The 17,917-nt window shown below is 40.0% G+C and carries 12 protein-coding genes; 4 read left to right on the plus strand and 8 right to left on the minus strand.

Translation table 11 applies throughout. The features are described 5' to 3' along the window. Nucleotides 1–199: 199 nt before the first annotated feature. From H8796_RS09960 to H8796_RS09970, 3 genes are all read right to left on the minus strand, one after another. Nucleotides 200–2,113, minus strand: coding sequence for a TlpA disulfide reductase family protein (locus H8796_RS09960; protein WP_004324704.1), 1,914 nt, complete (start codon nt 2,111–2,113; stop codon nt 200–202). Between the two features lie 189 nt (nt 2,114–2,302). Then, entirely contained in the window at nt 2,303–4,120 is a 1,818-nt protein-coding gene (locus H8796_RS09965; RefSeq protein ID WP_004297224.1) for a M56 family metallopeptidase, read from the minus strand. A gap of 18 nt (nt 4,121–4,138) precedes the next feature. Next, complete coding sequence (locus H8796_RS09970) at nt 4,139–4,504, minus strand: BlaI/MecI/CopY family transcriptional regulator (RefSeq protein ID WP_004305524.1); 366 nt, start codon at nt 4,502–4,504, stop codon at nt 4,139–4,141. Between the two features lie 398 nt (nt 4,505–4,902). On the opposite strand from H8796_RS09970, the gene H8796_RS09975 reads away from it, so the two are divergent. Further along, a complete protein-coding gene (locus tag H8796_RS09975; RefSeq protein WP_004314733.1) occupies nt 4,903–5,472 on the plus strand; it encodes a porin family protein in 570 nt (189 codons plus the stop codon). A 154-nt stretch (nt 5,473–5,626) separates the two neighbouring features. On the opposite strand, the gene H8796_RS09980 is transcribed toward H8796_RS09975, so the two are convergent. The 5 genes from H8796_RS09980 to mdh all read right to left on the minus strand — a co-directional run bounded on the left by H8796_RS09980 (nt 5,627) and on the right by mdh (nt 11,847). After that, nucleotides 5,627–6,886 carry an ABC transporter permease gene (locus H8796_RS09980; RefSeq protein ID WP_004324705.1) on the minus strand — a complete coding sequence of 420 codons (1,260 nt, stop codon included), beginning with the start codon at nt 6,884–6,886 and terminating at the stop codon, nt 5,627–5,629. Beyond that, nucleotides 6,887–8,068, minus strand: coding sequence for an ABC transporter permease (locus H8796_RS09985; protein WP_004297230.1), 1,182 nt, complete (start codon nt 8,066–8,068; stop codon nt 6,887–6,889). It lies immediately after the preceding gene. A gap of 2 nt (nt 8,069–8,070) precedes the next feature. Beyond that, on the minus strand, nt 8,071–9,063 hold the full coding sequence (locus tag H8796_RS09990; RefSeq protein ID WP_117934589.1) for an HlyD family secretion protein: 993 nt from the start codon (nt 9,061–9,063) through the stop codon (nt 8,071–8,073). 106 nt (nt 9,064–9,169) lie between these two features. Further along, entirely contained in the window at nt 9,170–10,633 is a 1,464-nt protein-coding gene (locus H8796_RS09995) for a TolC family protein (RefSeq protein ID WP_004324707.1), read from the minus strand. A gap of 272 nt (nt 10,634–10,905) precedes the next feature. After that, nucleotides 10,906–11,847, minus strand: coding sequence for a malate dehydrogenase (gene mdh, locus H8796_RS10000; protein WP_004297234.1), 942 nt, complete (start codon nt 11,845–11,847; stop codon nt 10,906–10,908). A gap of 634 nt (nt 11,848–12,481) precedes the next feature. Here mdh and H8796_RS10005 point away from each other — a divergent pair. From H8796_RS10005 to H8796_RS10015, 3 genes are all read left to right on the plus strand, one after another. Next, on the plus strand, nt 12,482–13,072 hold the full coding sequence (locus tag H8796_RS10005; protein WP_004297236.1) for an RNA polymerase sigma factor: 591 nt from the start codon (nt 12,482–12,484) through the stop codon (nt 13,070–13,072). Nucleotides 13,073–13,216: 144 nt separating this feature from the next. Then, the gene (locus tag H8796_RS10010; RefSeq protein ID WP_004297237.1) at nt 13,217–14,359 is read left to right on the plus strand and encodes a FecR family protein; all 1,143 of its coding nucleotides are present in this window, start codon (nt 13,217–13,219) and stop codon (nt 14,357–14,359) included. A gap of 287 nt (nt 14,360–14,646) precedes the next feature. Continuing rightward, nucleotides 14,647–17,916 carry a TonB-dependent receptor gene (locus H8796_RS10015; RefSeq protein WP_224440821.1) on the plus strand — a complete coding sequence of 1,090 codons (3,270 nt, stop codon included), beginning with the start codon at nt 14,647–14,649 and terminating at the stop codon, nt 17,914–17,916. The last annotated feature ends 1 nt before the right edge of the window (nt 17,917 follow it).

Here is a 17,917-nt window from a genome sequence, read left to right on the forward strand (position 1 = left end):
TCTCTTCTACAAAATAGTGACGCTATCCAATATAAATAGTGACGGTATATGACAACGATACCGTCACTATCCTAAGCATATACCGTCACTATCCTAAGCATATACCGTCACTATTTTTTCTATATCAATCAGGGGTCTTGCATTTATTTATGGCGTATATCAACAACGATTTCTGCTTGATCTATTTTTTACGTTTGAATTATTTATTCAAAGCTTTCATGAGTTCTTTTTTCATGGTGTCTACTCCGGGAAATCCAGTTTGTTTGAAGGTGATATTACCCTCCGGATCAACAACAAAATAAGTGGGAACTCCTCGGATATTGAAGTTGGACATTAGAAAGCTCCATTGCTCATTTGTCACACGGAAATGCTCACCATGAATATCGGTAATCATGTTTTCCCAGGTACCTTTGGGGGAAGTTTCGCCTGTGATGTAGAGGTAGATAATATCCTTGTCTTTTAATTCCTCTTTCATTGGAGTGATGGCTTTATTAGCTGTGCGACAAGGGCCACACCATGTTGCCCAAAAATCAACTAACAGTGTGTGTCCCCGGAATTTAGAGATAATGGATGGGAATAAATCTTCATTGGAGACTTGTCCAGTCTCGTTAACAGTGAAGCCTGTCTTTCTTTTGTTTAATTCTATCTTTTTTATTATCTCTTTGTTAACTTGAGTAAGCATCTCTGCATATACCGGGGAAGAAAAAGTCTTTAATTCAACATTCTGTTCTGCTGTTAACGGGGTAAAATCCTTAATGGATTGATATAGCTTATTAAATTTAATGTTATCGAATAGAGGTCCCTGTCCCGTTCTTAGTGTCTCTTTAAGTACATCTAAAGAATTCGGCAGAAAGTTTATTAAATATATCGTTGACGCGTAATATTTGCCGTATAAAGCTTTAAGAGTGTTGATAGAACTGAATTCCTTCAGTATGTCATAGTAGCCTTTAGGAGTATCGATGCGGGTATTATAAAAATAATCATCAGTCTGCTCTCTATTCAGTTTGTTAACAGCAATATGTGCTGATTTTAGTTCTCTCTCCGTCATGGCGATTTTGCCGGTCGCATCCAGGTCTACCAGGATATTTAATAGCTCTTTGCACGCATTGCTGTATGGGGATTGCGCAATTTCTTTTCGAACGGATGGAAGGCGCTCAAGTACATAAGCTTTATATTCATCTGCACTTTTCCCGACAATGTCATTGTACATATCCATGTAATAAACGCTTTTTAATACAATATCTATATCTACTGAAGCTAATTCTTGTTGTAGGCTAGCCAGATAACCATTGAAGTATACAGGCTCTCCATACGTTTTATCTTTTCTTTGTAGATGTGCTTGTCTGCGGCAAAGTTCCTTTGTATTTATAATGAGTGATGTCTCTTCATTGGGAGCTATCAGACATTCAATCCAACCAAAAGGAAATTCCAATGCTACGCTTGTGACAGATGCAACCTTTACTTCCGCCAGGAAAGTGCCGTCCTCCTTGATTTTTATGATATTCTGTTCGTTGTGGATATTCAGTGCAGGACTTTCTATGTGCATCTTCACTTGCTTTATCATCTCTTTTTGATAGTCTAGTATTTTTCCTTTAAGGGTGGCAGTTCCATAGACTAACTTAGGAGTCGGCAATATCGCTTTCTTATTTATTTTGTGCACGACTGCTTCTTTGGGAAGTTTCTGTTTATAGAATGCGTCCTTATCCAGTTGTATGCCCCATATCTTATATGCTCCGTCAAAATCCCCTTCTGAGAAGTCCAGACTGGTTACATTTTCGGGTATGGGAGGAAATTGTAATTGGAATTCCGCTTCTCCTGATTCCGGCATCCAGAACTCTTTATCTAATGTGATTCCAACTCCTCTTCGAATGGGATAAAGCATTCCATTGTTGTCTTTCAGGAAACTGCCCGTAGCTATTTTTATCCAATATTTAGGATGATAGAAAGCCTTTATATACACTGTTGTCACTGTATCACTCATGACAATTTTATCGACCTCAATACTATTGGAACTCCATGCAAGAAAAGGAGGACGCTCGATCACTCTGTCTTTGGCTTGTATGGTGCAGGTTATGCAGAATATCAAACCGATAATCCATACGAATCTTTTCATGTGAATAATGTTTTATTACACGAACAAATATAAGGATCTTTTTATAACTATCCTTGTAAAAAACTAAAAAAGAAATGATTTTTTTGTACTGGAGAAGGATATATCCGGCTCCGGGGAGAAAGGTGTTTCCCACCGATGAACGCCCCGTTCCTCACCGATGAGGAAAGGGGGCGGCACCGGAGAGAGAAATTACTGTAACCTGAATACGATAGGAATGGTATACTTGACAGAAACAGGTTGTCCTTTTTGCATTCCTGGTTCCCATTTAGGCATATTACCCACTACGCGTACGGCTTCTGCATCCAGTGACGGAGATACACTGCGTAAGACTTTGATATTCGACAAACTTCCGTCTTTACTAATAACCATCTGTATGATGACTCTGCCTTGCTCCTTACTTTTTTGAGCGATGACGGGATATTTGATACTTCTAGCCAGATATTGGAACAGACCGGCTTGTCCTCCCGGAAATTTAGGCATTACTTCTACCATGGTGAATACTTCGTCTTCATTTTCTCCTTTTACACTGCCTCCCTCTGGGGTTGGATCATCTTTTGCAGCATAGCCCACCACCACTACTTCATCCATGTCGGACTGCTTTACTTCTTCTGCTTTGGGAAGTTCAGGACCGGATAGCCGAAAAGCAACAGGAACTGTAAATTTCACGTTCACTGCTTCCCCCCTTTGTTTGCCGGGTTTCCATTTGGGCATGGCGGCAATTACACGCATGGCTTCCTTGTCGAGATACGGATTGACACTTCGCTCCACTTTCGTATCGGCTATGCTTCCGTCCTTTTTGACAGTAAAGCTTACAATCACACGTCCTTGTGCACCGATTGCATGTGCTTCAGCCGGATATCTGACGTTCTTCGATAAGTAGTCCATCAGTGCCTGTACTCCTCCCGGAAAATCCGGCATTTCTTCTACAACCTGGAAGACAACGGAATCTGGTACACTTTTGATTTGAGTTTCCGCCATTTCCTTTTCTTGCTTATCCCGTGGAAGTGTAGTTCCTTGAATATCTTCTGTAGGAAGTTCCGGAATATCCGTAGTTTCAGCTTGCATGGCAACTTCTTCTGTTGCTTGTCCCATCATTTCTTTGGCAAATTTTTCAGTGGTACGTGCTACCATTTCGATGTTACTGACAATCATTAAGATAGCAGCCAAGGGAAGAAACATCAGATATTTTGTCCTTCCTATTTCTTTCGTTCTTCGTTTATTCATCATTTTAATACGATTTTTGAGTGGTAAAACATTGAAACTATTTGATAAATTTGCTGCAGCCTTGTGATGTGCCAGTCCCAACAAATGGTACTGGTATGATTTACTATCATGCCCCGTCTCTAATACACGGTGATCTGCCATGTATTCGAGGTTTCCTCTGACTTCCCGTTTCATCAGCCAGATAAATGGATTGAACCAGCAAAAGATACACATTATCTCGCTGATAAGCACGTCTACCGAATGGTATTGACGGGCGTGGGTCTCTTCATGAGTAATAATTTCACTGATTTCAGATTCCGTATGTGATTGTGGGTGTATGAATATCCAGTGGAAGAAAGAAAAAGGGCCGGTTTTTTTCTTTAATAGATGTACGCGTACTCCTTGTATCTTGCTTTTTGAGCATTGGAAGTGTAATCGGATGATGCTGCCCAGTTGTACGAAGAAACGTGTGGCTAGTAATAACATTCCGCTCCAATAGATAACTTTCGCGAGCTGCATGATAAACTCTTGCCAGTTCATTACAGGCTCTTGTAAAGGAGTAACTACTTGCTCCGGAAGGATGATGGTTGCATAAAGATCTGCCATTGCCACCATTGGTTCGTGAGCTTTTATCCATCCCTGAATATTCAGTAAAGGATAAAGCATGGAGATGGCAAAGAAACATAGCAAAGCCATCCTACGCCAATGGAAGAAGGTGTCTTTATGGAAAAACAACCGATAGAATGCATAGAACAGAGCTATCGCTACATTTATCTTTAGAAAATAAGCTAGTTCCGGAGTCATGGTGATGAATGTTTTCTATTAATTTTCTTTTCCTTTTTCAATGAGTTCGATAATATCTTTGAGATCATCGGTCGAAATTTTCTGGTCTTTGGCAAAGAAAGAAACCATTTCTTTGTAAGAGTTCTCAAAGTAGTTACGAACTACGCCACTCATAAAATGGCGTTTATATTCATTTTCGCGAATGGCAGGAGTATATTGGTAGGTATTACCCACACGTTTCGGTGTGACATATCCTTTCCGCTCGAGGTTCTTTACGATAGATGCTACTGTGGTATAAGGAGGTGCCGGTTGCGTATACTTTGCAACAATGTCTTTTACGAAACAGCATTGTAACTCCCAAATGTAGATCATTACTTCTTCTTCTTGTATAGTTAACTTTTCCATGGAGATGTTGTTTAATTACGAATACTTCGCAAATCTACGAATATTTCGTAAACAAGCAATAGCTAGTCGGTTAATAATTGTAAATGTATAAATCTTGCAAGAATATTTTAATTGCATTGTTATTCGGAAATTATTTAAGCATAAAAAAAGACCGGATGAACATTATTTTTTTCTATATAGTCACTCTTTAATAACCTTTATGCAAAAAATAGACTATCAAGGATTTTTTTATATAAAATAAATGAAATATATTTGCGGCTACAAAATATACGTTAAATACGGAAGGGTGTGTTTCAATACTTTAACCGGTTGCGAATAATTCCCCACACTTCAAACAGAACTATTAACTAACAATGCCAACCAAAGGGAAGAGGAAGGCAAACTAAAAAATGAATGATATGAAAAAAGGTTTGATTTTTGTGCTATTTGCACTTGTTTCTATCGTTTCTTATTCTCAGATTTCTTGGAATGCCAAAGTTGGTATGAACATGAGTAACTTTACTGGGGATATGGATACTGACATGAGGATTGGATTCAATGTAGGCGTTGGCATGGAATATCAGTTCTCTGATATGTGGTCTATTCAACCTTCGTTGATGTTCACTCAAAAAGGTGCTAAACAGGATGAAGTGAAAATGAATCCAATGTATTTGGAGATTCCGGTATTGGCTGCTGCAAGATTTGCAATTGCTGATAACCAGAATATTGTAGTGAAAGCTGGTCCTTATTTTGCATTTGGTATTGCTGGTAAGTGTAAAATTGGTGATGAAAAAATTGATTTCTTTGGTGACGGTGATGATCAATTTGGAGCAAAAAGATTTGATGCAGGTCTCGGTGTAGGCGTTGCTTATGAAATTAATAAATTCTTTATTGACTTATCAGGAGAATTTGGTTTGGCTAAATTGGCTGATGGTGACGGTGCACCGAAGAACATGAACTTCTCTATTGGCGTAGGTTACAAGTTCTAAACTTATTATACTCTCTTTATAATATCTCTAAAATCCCTCGTTCTATACTCTCTTGGAACGGGGGATTTTTTTATATCCTTATTAATAAAAAGAAAAACGGCATATCCCATTGAAAGGATACACCGTTAATTCTCTCTCTTGTAATTCTTACTCATTAATCACTTATCTGCTTGGATAAGTTTGCTTTCTCTTTTAATTCTTTGTATCTCTCTATTGCATGTTTGCGACTCATCAGTATTTGCCAGCGGTATACCCAACAGGTGGTCAGGAAATAAATGCCGGCTTGCAACCACAAAGCCTTATATTCAAAAGCTACTTCACTAAGAGTGGCTCCCATATTGTTGATTTTTACAAAGCCGTTAATTCCAAACGTTGAGGGGAAGATGTAGGATACATACTTCCAAAACGGAGGAATAGCTGCTCCCGGCCAGGAAATTCCTGAAATAAATAACAGGGGGACTGATGTGAATACAAAAATCAGCATACACGTTTCCCGATTGCGAATGGCAATAGAAGCTGTCATCGCAAAGAAGATACAAGCCGCAAGATAGGGGACAACGAATAATATTAATGAACTGGGTTGCCCAATTTGGTTGAGGCTAAACAATCTTGGAACGACATAAAGTACGTAGAAAGCTACCAATATATAAACTAGGAAATAACTCAATCCTTTTCCTAATACAATTCGTAACGTCCCGTTATAGTGACGATTAATAGGTACAAGATCCTTAAATCTGTTGTTCTCACGAGCAGTTCCTGCAGCGAGACCGATGCCGAGCAATAATGTCTGTTGGATAATCAATACCAATACAGCAGGAATCAGGAAAGCGGCAAACCCGGCAGTGGGGTTGAAGATGGAGATTTCTTCATATTCTATCGGATAAGCAGTGATTTCATCCTGACGGTCGGTCGTGTTTCCGCTACGTGCAATTTTGATATCCCTGTTCATATCCAGAGAAACGGCAGTGTTGGCAAGAAGCATCGATTTATAGTATAACAATCCGCTCATGTCGCAATAGATACTGACTTGTGTCTGTTTTCCTTTGGCAATATTGTCGCTGAAATCCGAAGGGATATAAATGATACCATACGCACGCCGGTTCTTTAGCGTTTGTTTGGCTTCTTCCATATCAGCACAGTAAGAGACGATTTGAATATCGGGTGTGGCATCTACCTTACGGAGATATTCACGACTAAGAGATGAATGTGAATCGTCTACAACAACGGCAGGAACTTCACGCACTACTTCGTTGTCATAAATGAAACTATACAACAACGGATAACCTAATGGGACGAGTATGAAAAATATCAGCACCCCCTGGTCGCGGAAAGTTGTTTGAAACTCCCGCTTCCAGATATAAAACAGGTCATTGATGCCTTGGGCTATCTTGTCTTTTAATTTTATATCTTTCATTTAGGGTATATATTTATAGTAAACCAATGCTTCCTTCAGGCGATGAACCACAAAGAAGGGGAGCATCATAAATATTAATAGTGCCATATAGTTGGTCCATGAGTAAGCCATACTATATCCGTTGAGTGCTTGATCGACGTAAATCAGGAAATAATGCCGCAACGGGAATAGATTACTCAAAGCCTGTAGAACAGGATGCATAGCCATGACCGGGAATGAAAAACCGGAAATGGAGAACGATATGACTCCCCACAGGGAAGCAAAACTTAATCCGAGTCGTAGAGTCGGCAGAGTTCCTATCATAACAATACCACAACATTGAGATGCTAGTACGAGACACAGTGTGGCGAATATCATCGGGAATATGCCGCTATTGCAAGGAAAATGCAGAAATCCATACAGGTATACATTATAAAATATACCCATAATGAAAAAGACTATTGTGTGGGGAAGCAGTTTTCCTGCCAATGCAATGTAAATGGAGTTGTTACTCATTCGTAGCCATTCGCGGGCAGTGCGATCCTTGATTTCCACACCGATTGAATAAACGGTAACCATAAATATTAATAGCATGAGTACTCCCGGTATCAGTGTATTACATAAGTATACTGAATAGTTCAGCCACGGATTATTTAGTGGGTGTGTATCAATTACGATCGGTTGCAGATAAGCCATAGCCTGATCCTCTGTCGCACCTTTGGCATACAGCATCGTCCGGGCTGCAGCTCCGGAGGTGAGTTCTCCCATCATTTTCATATCCCTGAACAATAGAGAGCCTGCAATCAGGTATGAGTAATTGGTATAGAAAGAGATTGTTGGCTGTCGTTGGCTTTGTGCCTCTGCCGATAAACCCTTGGGGAGATAGAAGAACCCGTAGATTTTTCCCTCCTGCATGGCAATACGCGCATCTGTTACATTGCTGTAATGAGCTACAACCCCTGTCTGCGAAAAAGCATCCAGATTGCGGACAATATTGCGGGAAGTAGACGAATCATCCATGTCCACCACTCCCGCAGGAAGATCCTTGGGAAGCCCCGAATCCATTAAAGTGGTGAAGAATATATAACAAAACAGCGGGGCAATGACCATACAGAAGAGATAGAGCGGGCGTGATACCAATCGCCGGCACTCTCTTTGCATAACCTGCCACAAAGCTATATATTTCTTTTCTCTCTCTTTCATGGTTACTTGTCAATGATAACAGACATACCCGGACGGAGATTTTCCACTTTCTCTACCGGAGAAGCTTTCACCTCGAATGTTTTCAGATCAAATTGTCCGGTCGTTTTGGTTGCTTTCCAGGCAGCATAAGTGCCTAAGTCTTTCAGATAATATACTTTGAGCTGGATCTTTTTATTATCCAGAGCAGGAATGATAGCTTCGAACTCCGACCCCATCGTCAGGTTCTTGAGCAAATCTTCGCGTACATTGAATGTTACCCACATATCGTTGAGTTCAGCGATATTCATGATAGGAGCACCGGTACCAACCAATTCGCCTACCTTCGGGAATATTTCAGAAACTTCCCCGGCAGCCGGAGCAATGAGATAAGTCTCCTTAATATACGATTCAACTTCGGCAACAGCTCCTTTCGCCCGGTTTACCAAAGCTTCCGCAGCCATCTTATCTTCACGTTCCGCTCCATTCTTCGCCATGGTATATTGTGCTTTGGCAGCTTTCTCTGTTGCAATACTTGCGTCCCGTTGCGCAGTCACTTCATCCAGCTTCTGTGCAGGCATCACTCCCTGTTCGTAGAGATTCTTGATGCGTTGATATGATTTCTCGGCAATGGTAACGCCTGCCTGGGCTTTTTGCCACATTTCATAAGCCGCCTGGATTTGTTCCTCACGCGCGCCTTTGATTGCTTTTGCGTTTTGTGCCTGTGCGGCAGCTTCAGTAGCCCGTGCCTGTTCCATTTTTGCTACCACGTCAGGAGCTTCCAAAATGGCCAGCGTATCTCCGGCATTGACACTTTGGCCTTCTTTCACGCGAAATTCCAGTATACGTCCCGGAACTTTACTTGAAACGCGATATTCGGTAACTTCAGCCTGTCCCTGTATAATTTCAGGACCTTTGCGGAGCATCAAGAAACCAACGACTGCAACGATTGCAATAACTCCCAACAGAGTAAGGAATGCAAGAAGCATATTGCTGTTTTGTGATTTTATAGGTGCCATATGATTTATGAATTATGATTTATGGATTGTGATTTATAGATTGTGAGTTGGTTAGAGATTGGGTTGTTTCTGATTGGGTTCTTAACTTTATTTTTCCGAATCTTATTTATTTCAGCGTTCCCAAAGACTTCTTCAGATAGATTTCCGTCAGCTTCACATCTATTTGCGCGTCAATCTTTTCTGAATGAGCAGACAACCATGCTGTTTGTGCTTCAAGAACATTGCTGGTGGCAATCACTCCTTCTTTAAAACCAAGTGTTGCATAGCGTAGATTTTCTTCCGCTTTTTCCATGTTTTTAGAAGACATTACCAGTTTCTTACCAGCTTCTTTTACCTTGAATGCAGCCTGATTGACCTGCAACTCTATTTTTTCACGAGCATCCTGAAGTTGGTACTGTGCAATACGAGCTTCGGCTTTTGCCGCTCTGGTTTTATAAATACCTTCTCCCCAGTGCCATATAGGTATCTGTACCATAACTCCCACATTCCACATACCTTTGAACTTGTTTTCAAAGCTGTTGAAAACAGAGGGATTGGTTACCATATAATTCCCCATCAATGCGATGGATGGAAGATGCTCCGCACGGGTTACATTTACTTTCTGTTTATAAATCTGCGTTGCCAATTCGAGGCTACGTATCTCCGGACGATTCTCATAAGCGGTGGATAGATCGAAATGAGGGTCCGTTGTCAGTAATGGAATGTCTTCCATATTTTCGTCTGCCAGTGTGATGGGAGAACTAAGATCAATGCCACATAGTTGACACAGCAACATTCGCGCAAGACTCAATCCGTCTTCCACTTTAGTCAGTGTCATTTCGGCTTCATTTACCTTGACGCGTACAGACAAACCATCCGCTTTGGTGGCTACTCCTTCATTAATCATTTTCTCTACATCGCTGTCCAGCTGTTGCAGAAGCTTTAGATAACCTTCCGCCAACTTCTTCTTATTAACCAGTGAAATGACTTGCCAATAGGCTTGGTCCGTACTCATGATTACTTCCTGCATACCGCCGTGATGTTGTTCTTGAGCCAACTCTTCGGCATACTTTGTTATTTTGTTGTACGCCCGGATTTTCCCGCCCATGTATAAAGGCTGTGTCAATGTAATGGCACCTGCATAGATATTTCGGGTGTCTGTACGGAGTGCATCCACTAAAGAGTTTCCCGCTTGATCGAGGGCGGGCAGCACCGCTCCTAATTTTCCACTTAAGGAAGAAATAAGTGGTGCCAAGTCAGGATGTGCTGTTGCAATCTCGGTTGCAGCTTGTTGGATGGGGCCAGCCAGATTCGTTCCTAACCCTGAAAGCGCGGCTTTCTGGTCATTGTTTAATAATGAAAACTCTTTCTGGTTCCTCATGTAAGCTCCCGTTGCCGAGAAATTAGGCAAATAATTTGTAAATGCAGCTTTCCGTTGATAATGAGCCGCACTTATTTTTTCATTGCTTATCAACAAATCTTTGTTGTTGGCAAGAGCTAGTGCGCGGCAACTATCCAGACTTAGAAAGCTCTGCGCTTTTACTGTAAAAGTGAAACTTAACAGAAATGTCAGAAGAAAAACTTTTTTCATCGCATCTTGCATATTAATAAGGTGGTACTTCTATTTTAAATAACCCTGTTCTTATGCAATTTGTTTATTAAAGTAGTCTGTTTTTTTGTACTTGTTTACTTAAACAATAATTGCATAAACAACGATGCAAATGTATGTGCTTTCTGTGAGAACTCAAAACGAATTAGCTTTTTTTAGAAATATAGTGGGGATGGATTCTGTTGAAAAGAAAGAAGGCTATTCCTCATGGCGAGGAACAGCCTTTCTTGATATATAAAGTAAGGGGATTTTAATTACAGAGCACCTACTTCTTTCAAAGCAGCGTTAGTTCCGTGAACAGCTTTTGCGCTAGCTGCGAACTTAGCTTTTTCGTCTTCGTTCAGGTTCAGTTCAACGATCTTTTCGATACCGTTCTTGCCAAGGATTACAGGAACACCGATGCAAAGATCTGATTCGCCGTATTCACCTTCCAATAATACAGAACAAGGAACCATCTTCTTTTGGTCGTGAAGGATAGATTCAACTACGAATGCTCCTGCTGCACCCGGTGCATACCATGCAGAAGTACCTAGCAATTTAGTCAGCGTAGCACCACCTACCATAGTAGCAGCAGCAACTTCTTCCAATTTCTCTGCAGAGATGAAATTAGCTACAGGCATACCTTTGTAAGTAGCGAAACGAGTCAAAGGAATCATCGTAGTATCACCGTGACCACCGATAACCATACCTTCTACTTCGTTAGCGTTGCAACCGATAGCTTGAGACAAGAAATATTTGAAACGAGAGCTATCCAGAGCACCACCCATACCGATCACACGGTTTTTCGGCAAGCCCAGAGCTTTCAATGCCAAATAAGTCATTGTATCCATTGGGTTGGAGATAACAACGATGATAGCGTTAGGAGAATATTTCAACAGGTTTTCTGCTACCGATTTAACGATACCAGCGTTCACACCGATCAGTTCTTCACGAGTCATACCCGGTTTACGAGGAATACCTGAAGTAATCACAACAACGTCAGAGTTAGCAGTTTGAGCATAGTCGTTCGTGCAGCCTACCAATGTAGTGTCGAAACCCAACAATTGAGCTGTCTGCATCATATCCATTGCTTTACCTTCTGAAACGCCTTCTTTAACGTCCAGCATTACTACTTCGTCTGCTACTTCATTAAAAGCAAGTACATTTGCACATGTAGCACCTACGTTACCTGCGCCTACTACGGTTACTTTTGACATAATACTATATATTTAAAAAGTTGATAATTTGTTTTATCTTTTAGCGCGACAAAATTACAACGATAATCCTGATTAAAGAAATTTTTCCGTAATAATTTTAGTTAAAGGTCGAAGTTCCCGATAATATATAGGTATGATAAAAAGTTTGGGTGGAAGAAGCTGTTTTTTGCATGGTTATATACAGAATGTAGCTGCGTAAGAATGTACTATTATGGCAAATGATTCATTCAGCTATTTTTTTATAATTGCTTGCCTATTCGGAGTTACTTCGTTAGTTACTGTTACTTCGTTCCACTATAGTGTTCCGCAAGAATAACTATAGTGTCCCTTACGGATAACTATAGTGGAACGCAAGAGTAACTATAGTAGAACGAAGTAATAATAAGCAATGAGATTAATAATATTAGGCAGAGAAAGAAATAACGATAGTATCTTGATGGAGAATTTTTGGCAATACCTTTCAACCGTATGCTTGATTCATTTTTGTATGGAAAAAGAAGATACCAATTAAAGTGGCAGGGAACCTGGCAAGTTTTTTAAATAATGAACGAATAAAGTCCGAAAGCTTATTATCTTTGTGCCAATCTGTTAATTGAAAGTTTAATGAACTGCTGAAAATATCGAAAATATCAAAATGAAGTTCTGGGAATCAAATCATCAATCTGTTCAGGAAGGGGATATGCAATTTATTGCACTTTACAAATTCTACTATCAAGATTTGTATGCTTATGGAGTGAGTTTGGGGTTCAATACCGAAGATGTGAAAGATGCAATTCAAGAAGTATATCTAAAATTGTATTTCAATGAGCGCCTGTGTATTGATGAGAAGAAAATAAAATTTTATTTGTTGCGTTCGGTTAGGAATCAGCTGATTGATTGGGAGCGTACAAAGAAAGATACATCTTCTATAGAAGAAGAGGAAAGGAGTTTTAAATTATCCGTATCCGTTGAAGAAAGCTTTATTTCTGATGAAGAAGACTTATTACTGAAAAAAAGGGTGAATAGAATTCTTGATTTGCTGACAGATCATCAGCGGGAAATAGTCTATTTACATTTTATAGAGGAAATGCCTTATGAAGAGATTGCGGTAATGCTGGATATGAAAATTCAAACGGTGCGCGGACAAGTCTTTAAAGCGATGGAGAAATTAAGAAAACTGGATTCAAAAGATTATTTTCTGTTTTTTCTTATCTTATACCTGCATGGCGTTTCTGTCTTTAAATAATTGAAAAAGAGTATTGTATACGGAAGGCGGGGAGCGTAAACCTATACCTCTCTGCTTTTTTATTTATTTTTTTGAGGAAAAAAGGAGATGAAAGGCATACGAATCTCGTATATATAGTAAACAGGTCTTTAATTGAAATAAATAATGAAAGAATATTCATCATATACTACAGCTGATTTTTTGAACGATGATTTATTTCTTTTCTGGTATTATTCCGGAGAAGGAGATTATTATCGAAAAATCATTGCCGATTGTCCCGATCGTGAGCCGTATTTAAAAGAAGCGATGGAGAGACTGGCGGCGTTAAAGTGGGAAAAGCCGGTTTTACCCCCAAAAGAAGTGGATAATGCTTGTTTGAAACTGGAACAAGCCATTCAAAATCGGAAAATGTCTCAACGTAAATATCGATTGTATAAGATGAGATGGTGGAGCGCTTCAGTTGCGGCAGCTATTCTTATCCTGTTTGTTTCGGTAGAGGTTATTTGGAAAAGTGCTCCGGCAATTGATTATCTAGCTTTGTTGCAAGTGAATGACTCTGTGTTTATGAGTGGTAAAACGCAGCTTTTTGTTGACGATCAGTTGAAAGAAACTTTTGAAGGTAATCCGGATTTGGCTTACGATCAAATGGCGACAGATGCTGGTGAAGGGGAATTTAATAAATTAGTTGTTTCGTATGGCAAACGTGCCCGTGTCACTCTTTGCGATGGTACGAAAATATGGGCGAATGCAGGAACGGTGCTTCTATATCCAACACATTTTGAGGATAAGAAGCGTGAAATATATGTAGATGGAGAAATATATATTGACGTGACTCCTAATCCGGAGAAACCTTTTATTATTAAGACGTCGGATATGGGAGTAAAAGTGTTGGGGACTTCTTTCAATGTTTCGGCTTATCGGGAAGATGTAGAGAAAAGTGTTGTGCTGGTTACAGGTAAAGTGGAGGTAACAGCATCTAATGGAGAATCTGTACGTATTTTACCCAATGACCGGTTCAGGCAATCCACTGATAAATATGTGGTAGATAAAGTGAATGTGGAGGATTATGTGTCGTGGAAGGAGGGACGATTATCGTTTAAAAACACAGAGCTTGGCGGAATACTCAAACAACTGTCCAGATACTATAACGTAAGGATTGATTATGATAAACAACAACAAATCACTTGTAGCGGAAAACTGAATTTGGACGATACGATCGAACAGATATTGAATACTATCACAGAAACGGCTCCTGTGATAATAAGTAAGGAAAACAATGTTTATAAAGTAACAATAAAGAAAAAATAGCCTATGATTAATATGTGAAAAACCATACTCTAATTTATCCTTTTGAGAGAGAAAGGATACCAGCCAGTTTTATTCGTAATAGAATAGCCTTAAAATATTGAAGTATAATTTTAATTCTTAAACAGATGAATGAAAAACATCAAAAAAAGAATCACACTTGCCTAAGTGTGAGAAGGCCCTTTATATGCTTTTTTCTAGCATTGGGTGTGTTTCTGCTATCCGCTTTTCCTACTGAATTGTATGCCCAGAAGAAAACAATTACTTTGGACTATAAAGAGTTGGGACTAATGGAACTTTTTAAGAAGATAGAAGAAAAGAGTGATTATGTCTTTTTCTACTATGACGTATTGATAGATAAGGATGTGAAGGTTCCTGCACGTTTCAAAAACATGACAGTAGAGCAAATTCTGGATAAAGTTTTTGCTAACATGGAGCTTGCCTATAGCATTAATAAAAAACAGATAACTATTAAAAAGAAAGTATTGCAGGAAAAAACGAAGAAAGAAGGTCAAAGCTCTATTGTAAAAGGAGTGGTATTCGACCAGTCTCGTGAACCGTTGCCCGGAGTTAGTATTGTAGTGCAAGGTACTAATATCGGGACCGTCAGTGATCTTAATGGAGCTTATTCCATTCATGTGCCTTCGGATGATTCGAAGATTATTTTCTCCTATATAGGTTTCGCTCCTGTGACTTATTCGGCAAAAGAAATGAATAAGCTGTCAGAAGTGGTGTTAGTTGAAGATACAAAAACAATTGATGAAGTGGTTGTGGTAGGATATACGACCCGTACACGTGAGAAATTAATCAGTTCCGTCTCGACTATAAACAATCAGGAATTAGTTAAGTCCACAGTCCCCAATCTGGAGAATGCGTTGACAGGGCGTGTGTCCGGAGTCTTTTCCCGTCAGACTAGTGCTGAACCGGGTTCAGATGGTGCCGATTTGAAAATTCGCGGTTTTGGTTCTGCTTTGGTGGTAGTAGATGGTATTCCGGGAAGAAATTACAGTGATATCGATCCTTCCGAAATTGAATCCGTTTCCGTATTGAAAGATGCATCGGCTGCCGCTGTTTATGGGATGCAGGGAGCAAATGGAGTTATTCTTGTAACGACTAAAAGAGGAGGAAAAAACAAACCGACGACATTGGATATCAATACGCGCTTCGGATTGCAAATGCCTCATAACTATCCACAGCCTGCATCAACCCCGCTGTGGCAGACATTAGTTGGTGAATATTATGCTAATATGAAATTGATTAATGATAAGAACGCGGTAATTACTCCCGCTGATATGGCTACGCGTGACTATGCTTATAATACCAATTGGTATGAGGAAATGATAAAGAACGCTCCCATCACCCAGTCCAATATCAATATTTCGGGAGGCACAGATAAAGTCAGTTATTTTATTTCAGCCGGCTATTTATATCAGGGAGGTATTTGGTCAACAAATTCTACTGATAAGAATCGTTTCAATTTCCGTAGTAATTTGGATGCGGATATACTGAAAAACTTGAAGTTATCTGTCGGAGTGGGAGCTGTCATTAACAGTCTGAATTATCCGAGATCCGCTTCGTATGAGATAGCCCGCAAAATGAAAGATATGGCTCCGAATATTCCGGTAAAGTGGCCGGGGCATGACGACTATTATGCTTTTGGTGGGGAAGGTACGGTGAATCCGATGGCATTGGCGGATAAAGAGGCATCCGGATATTCCAAGAAAATAGCCAAGAATCTGAATGTGGATTTTTCTTTAGAGTATAAGGTTCCCTTTGTAGAGGGGCTTTCTTTGAAGGCTACGATGGGATATACGCAATCTGATTCGTGGAATAAGAACTGGAATATGAATATCGTTTATATGGGCTATCGGGAGGATGCGCAGGAATATTATGAGAGTGCTTCCGCCTCTAATGCCAATAAAGCAAGTTTGAGTTTGGAAGATGGTTTTTCCTATAATATAACCGGACAAGGTTTTATCAATTATATCCGTTCGTTCGGGAATCATAATATAAACAGCGGACTGGTCTTTGAATTTTCGGATGCGGAAAACCGTTCTACTGTTACGTCTCGTGGAGAATTTCCTTCTACTGTGTTGGATATGATGGCGGGTGGAATTGCCAATAAACAAGTGACAAATAGTGAAGTTTTCCGTAAATACAGGACGGCTTCTTTCATCGGTCGTTTCTCTTATGATTACCGTTCCAAGTATTTTGTCGATTTCAACTTTCGATATGATGGTGCCCAGTATTTTGCCGATAAGTGGGGTTTCTTTCCCTCTGCCTCTGTAGGATGGATGCTGACAAACGAAGAGTTTATGAACCCGTTGAAGAAAGTCTTGAATGAGTTTAAAATTCGTGCCTCCTGGGGAGAATTGGGTGACTTGTCGGCTGCCAGTCAATATTATGCTAATAATGAGCAATACTATTTTCAAAGCGGCTATCAATATCCGGGTACTCCGATGAATTTTGGTGACCGCACCATTTATGGATTAAATCCCACCTTGAATCCTAATCCGGATTTTACATGGGCTACCTCGTCAATGATAAATGCGGGTGTTGATTTTAAGTTGTGGAATGGCTTGCTTAGCGGATCGGCAGATGTGTTCTATCGTCAGCGTAAGGGACTTCCGGCACAAAAGGCCAATGATAATGCAGGAGCATTGGCTACTTGGTATAACTTAGACCATGACAACACCCGCGGTTTTGAGTTCTCATTGAATCATCAATATAAAATAGGAGAAGTCAACTATTTTGTCGGAGGAAACATGTCGTGGTCCAGAACCCGGAAAGGGAACATTGAGCACGGAAGATTTACAAGCGGTTATGACGAATGGAAATGGAACACTGAAGGACATTGGAATAACGTACGTTGGGGATATAACTGTATTGGACGTTATCAGTCGTATGGAGAAATAGCCAATGCACCCATGCATAATAATTCGAATAATAACAGTGCCATATTGCCGGGTGACTTAAAGTATGAAGACTGGAATGGCGATGGCTATATTGACAATTATGATCAACGTCCTATCGGAAGAAATGCTTATCCGGAGTTGGTATATGGTATTAATCTGGGACTTTCCTGGAAGGGAGTTGATTTCTCCATGTTCTGGCAGGGAGGGGCATTGTCGGACTTCCAGATCGGTGCTTTCGATATGGATGCTTTCCAGGAAGGAGCTACCAACCTGAACACTTGGGAATATTTTGGCGATCGTTGGCATCGTGCCGATTATACTGATCCGAATTCTGAATGGATACCCGGGTATTTTCCGGCAGTCCGAGATTTTACATCAGTAACGATCAATCGTCTAAGTTCTAATTTTTGGATGTGGAATGGAAGTTACATTCGTCTGAAAAATGTGGAATTGGGATATACTTTGCCACAACGAATTACCCAGAAGGCTAATATCAAACAGTTGAGGATTTATGCGAATCTTTATAACTGCCTGACCTTTTCCTCACAGAAATTCTTTGATCCGGAACAGCTTGAAAGTCAGTATTCGTTTGCCAGCTATCCGCAAATCATGTCATTTAATGTAGGTATAAATCTTAAATTCTAAC

Source organism: Bacteroides sp. M10, from assembly GCF_014334015.1.
In the GTDB taxonomy this organism is placed as follows: domain Bacteria; phylum Bacteroidota; class Bacteroidia; order Bacteroidales; family Bacteroidaceae; genus Bacteroides; species Bacteroides intestinigallinarum.

What these genes read in the sequence shown, in the direction of transcription:
- H8796_RS09960 (WP_004324704.1), bottom strand. Translation starts at nt 2,113, where the DNA reads ATGAAAAGATTCGTATGGATTATCGGTTTGATATTCTGCATAACCTGC.
- H8796_RS09965 (WP_004297224.1), bottom strand. Translation starts at nt 4,120, where the DNA reads ATGACTCCGGAACTAGCTTATTTTCTAAAGATAAATGTAGCGATAGCT.
- H8796_RS09970 (WP_004305524.1), bottom strand. Translation starts at nt 4,504, where the DNA reads ATGGAAAAGTTAACTATACAAGAAGAAGAAGTAATGATCTACATTTGG.
- H8796_RS09975 (WP_004314733.1), top strand. Translation starts at nt 4,903, where the DNA reads ATGAAAAAAGGTTTGATTTTTGTGCTATTTGCACTTGTTTCTATCGTT.
- H8796_RS09980 (WP_004324705.1), bottom strand. Translation starts at nt 6,886, where the DNA reads ATGAAAGATATAAAATTAAAAGACAAGATAGCCCAAGGCATCAATGAC.
- H8796_RS09985 (WP_004297230.1), bottom strand. Translation starts at nt 8,068, where the DNA reads ATGAAAGAGAGAGAAAAGAAATATATAGCTTTGTGGCAGGTTATGCAA.
- H8796_RS09990 (WP_117934589.1), bottom strand. Translation starts at nt 9,063, where the DNA reads ATGGCACCTATAAAATCACAAAACAGCAATATGCTTCTTGCATTCCTT.
- H8796_RS09995 (WP_004324707.1), bottom strand. Translation starts at nt 10,633, where the DNA reads ATGAAAAAAGTTTTTCTTCTGACATTTCTGTTAAGTTTCACTTTTACA.
- mdh (WP_004297234.1), bottom strand. Translation starts at nt 11,847, where the DNA reads ATGTCAAAAGTAACCGTAGTAGGCGCAGGTAACGTAGGTGCTACATGT.
- H8796_RS10005 (WP_004297236.1), top strand. Translation starts at nt 12,482, where the DNA reads ATGAAGTTCTGGGAATCAAATCATCAATCTGTTCAGGAAGGGGATATG.
- H8796_RS10010 (WP_004297237.1), top strand. Translation starts at nt 13,217, where the DNA reads ATGAAAGAATATTCATCATATACTACAGCTGATTTTTTGAACGATGAT.
- H8796_RS10015 (WP_224440821.1), top strand. Translation starts at nt 14,647, where the DNA reads ATGGAACTTTTTAAGAAGATAGAAGAAAAGAGTGATTATGTCTTTTTC.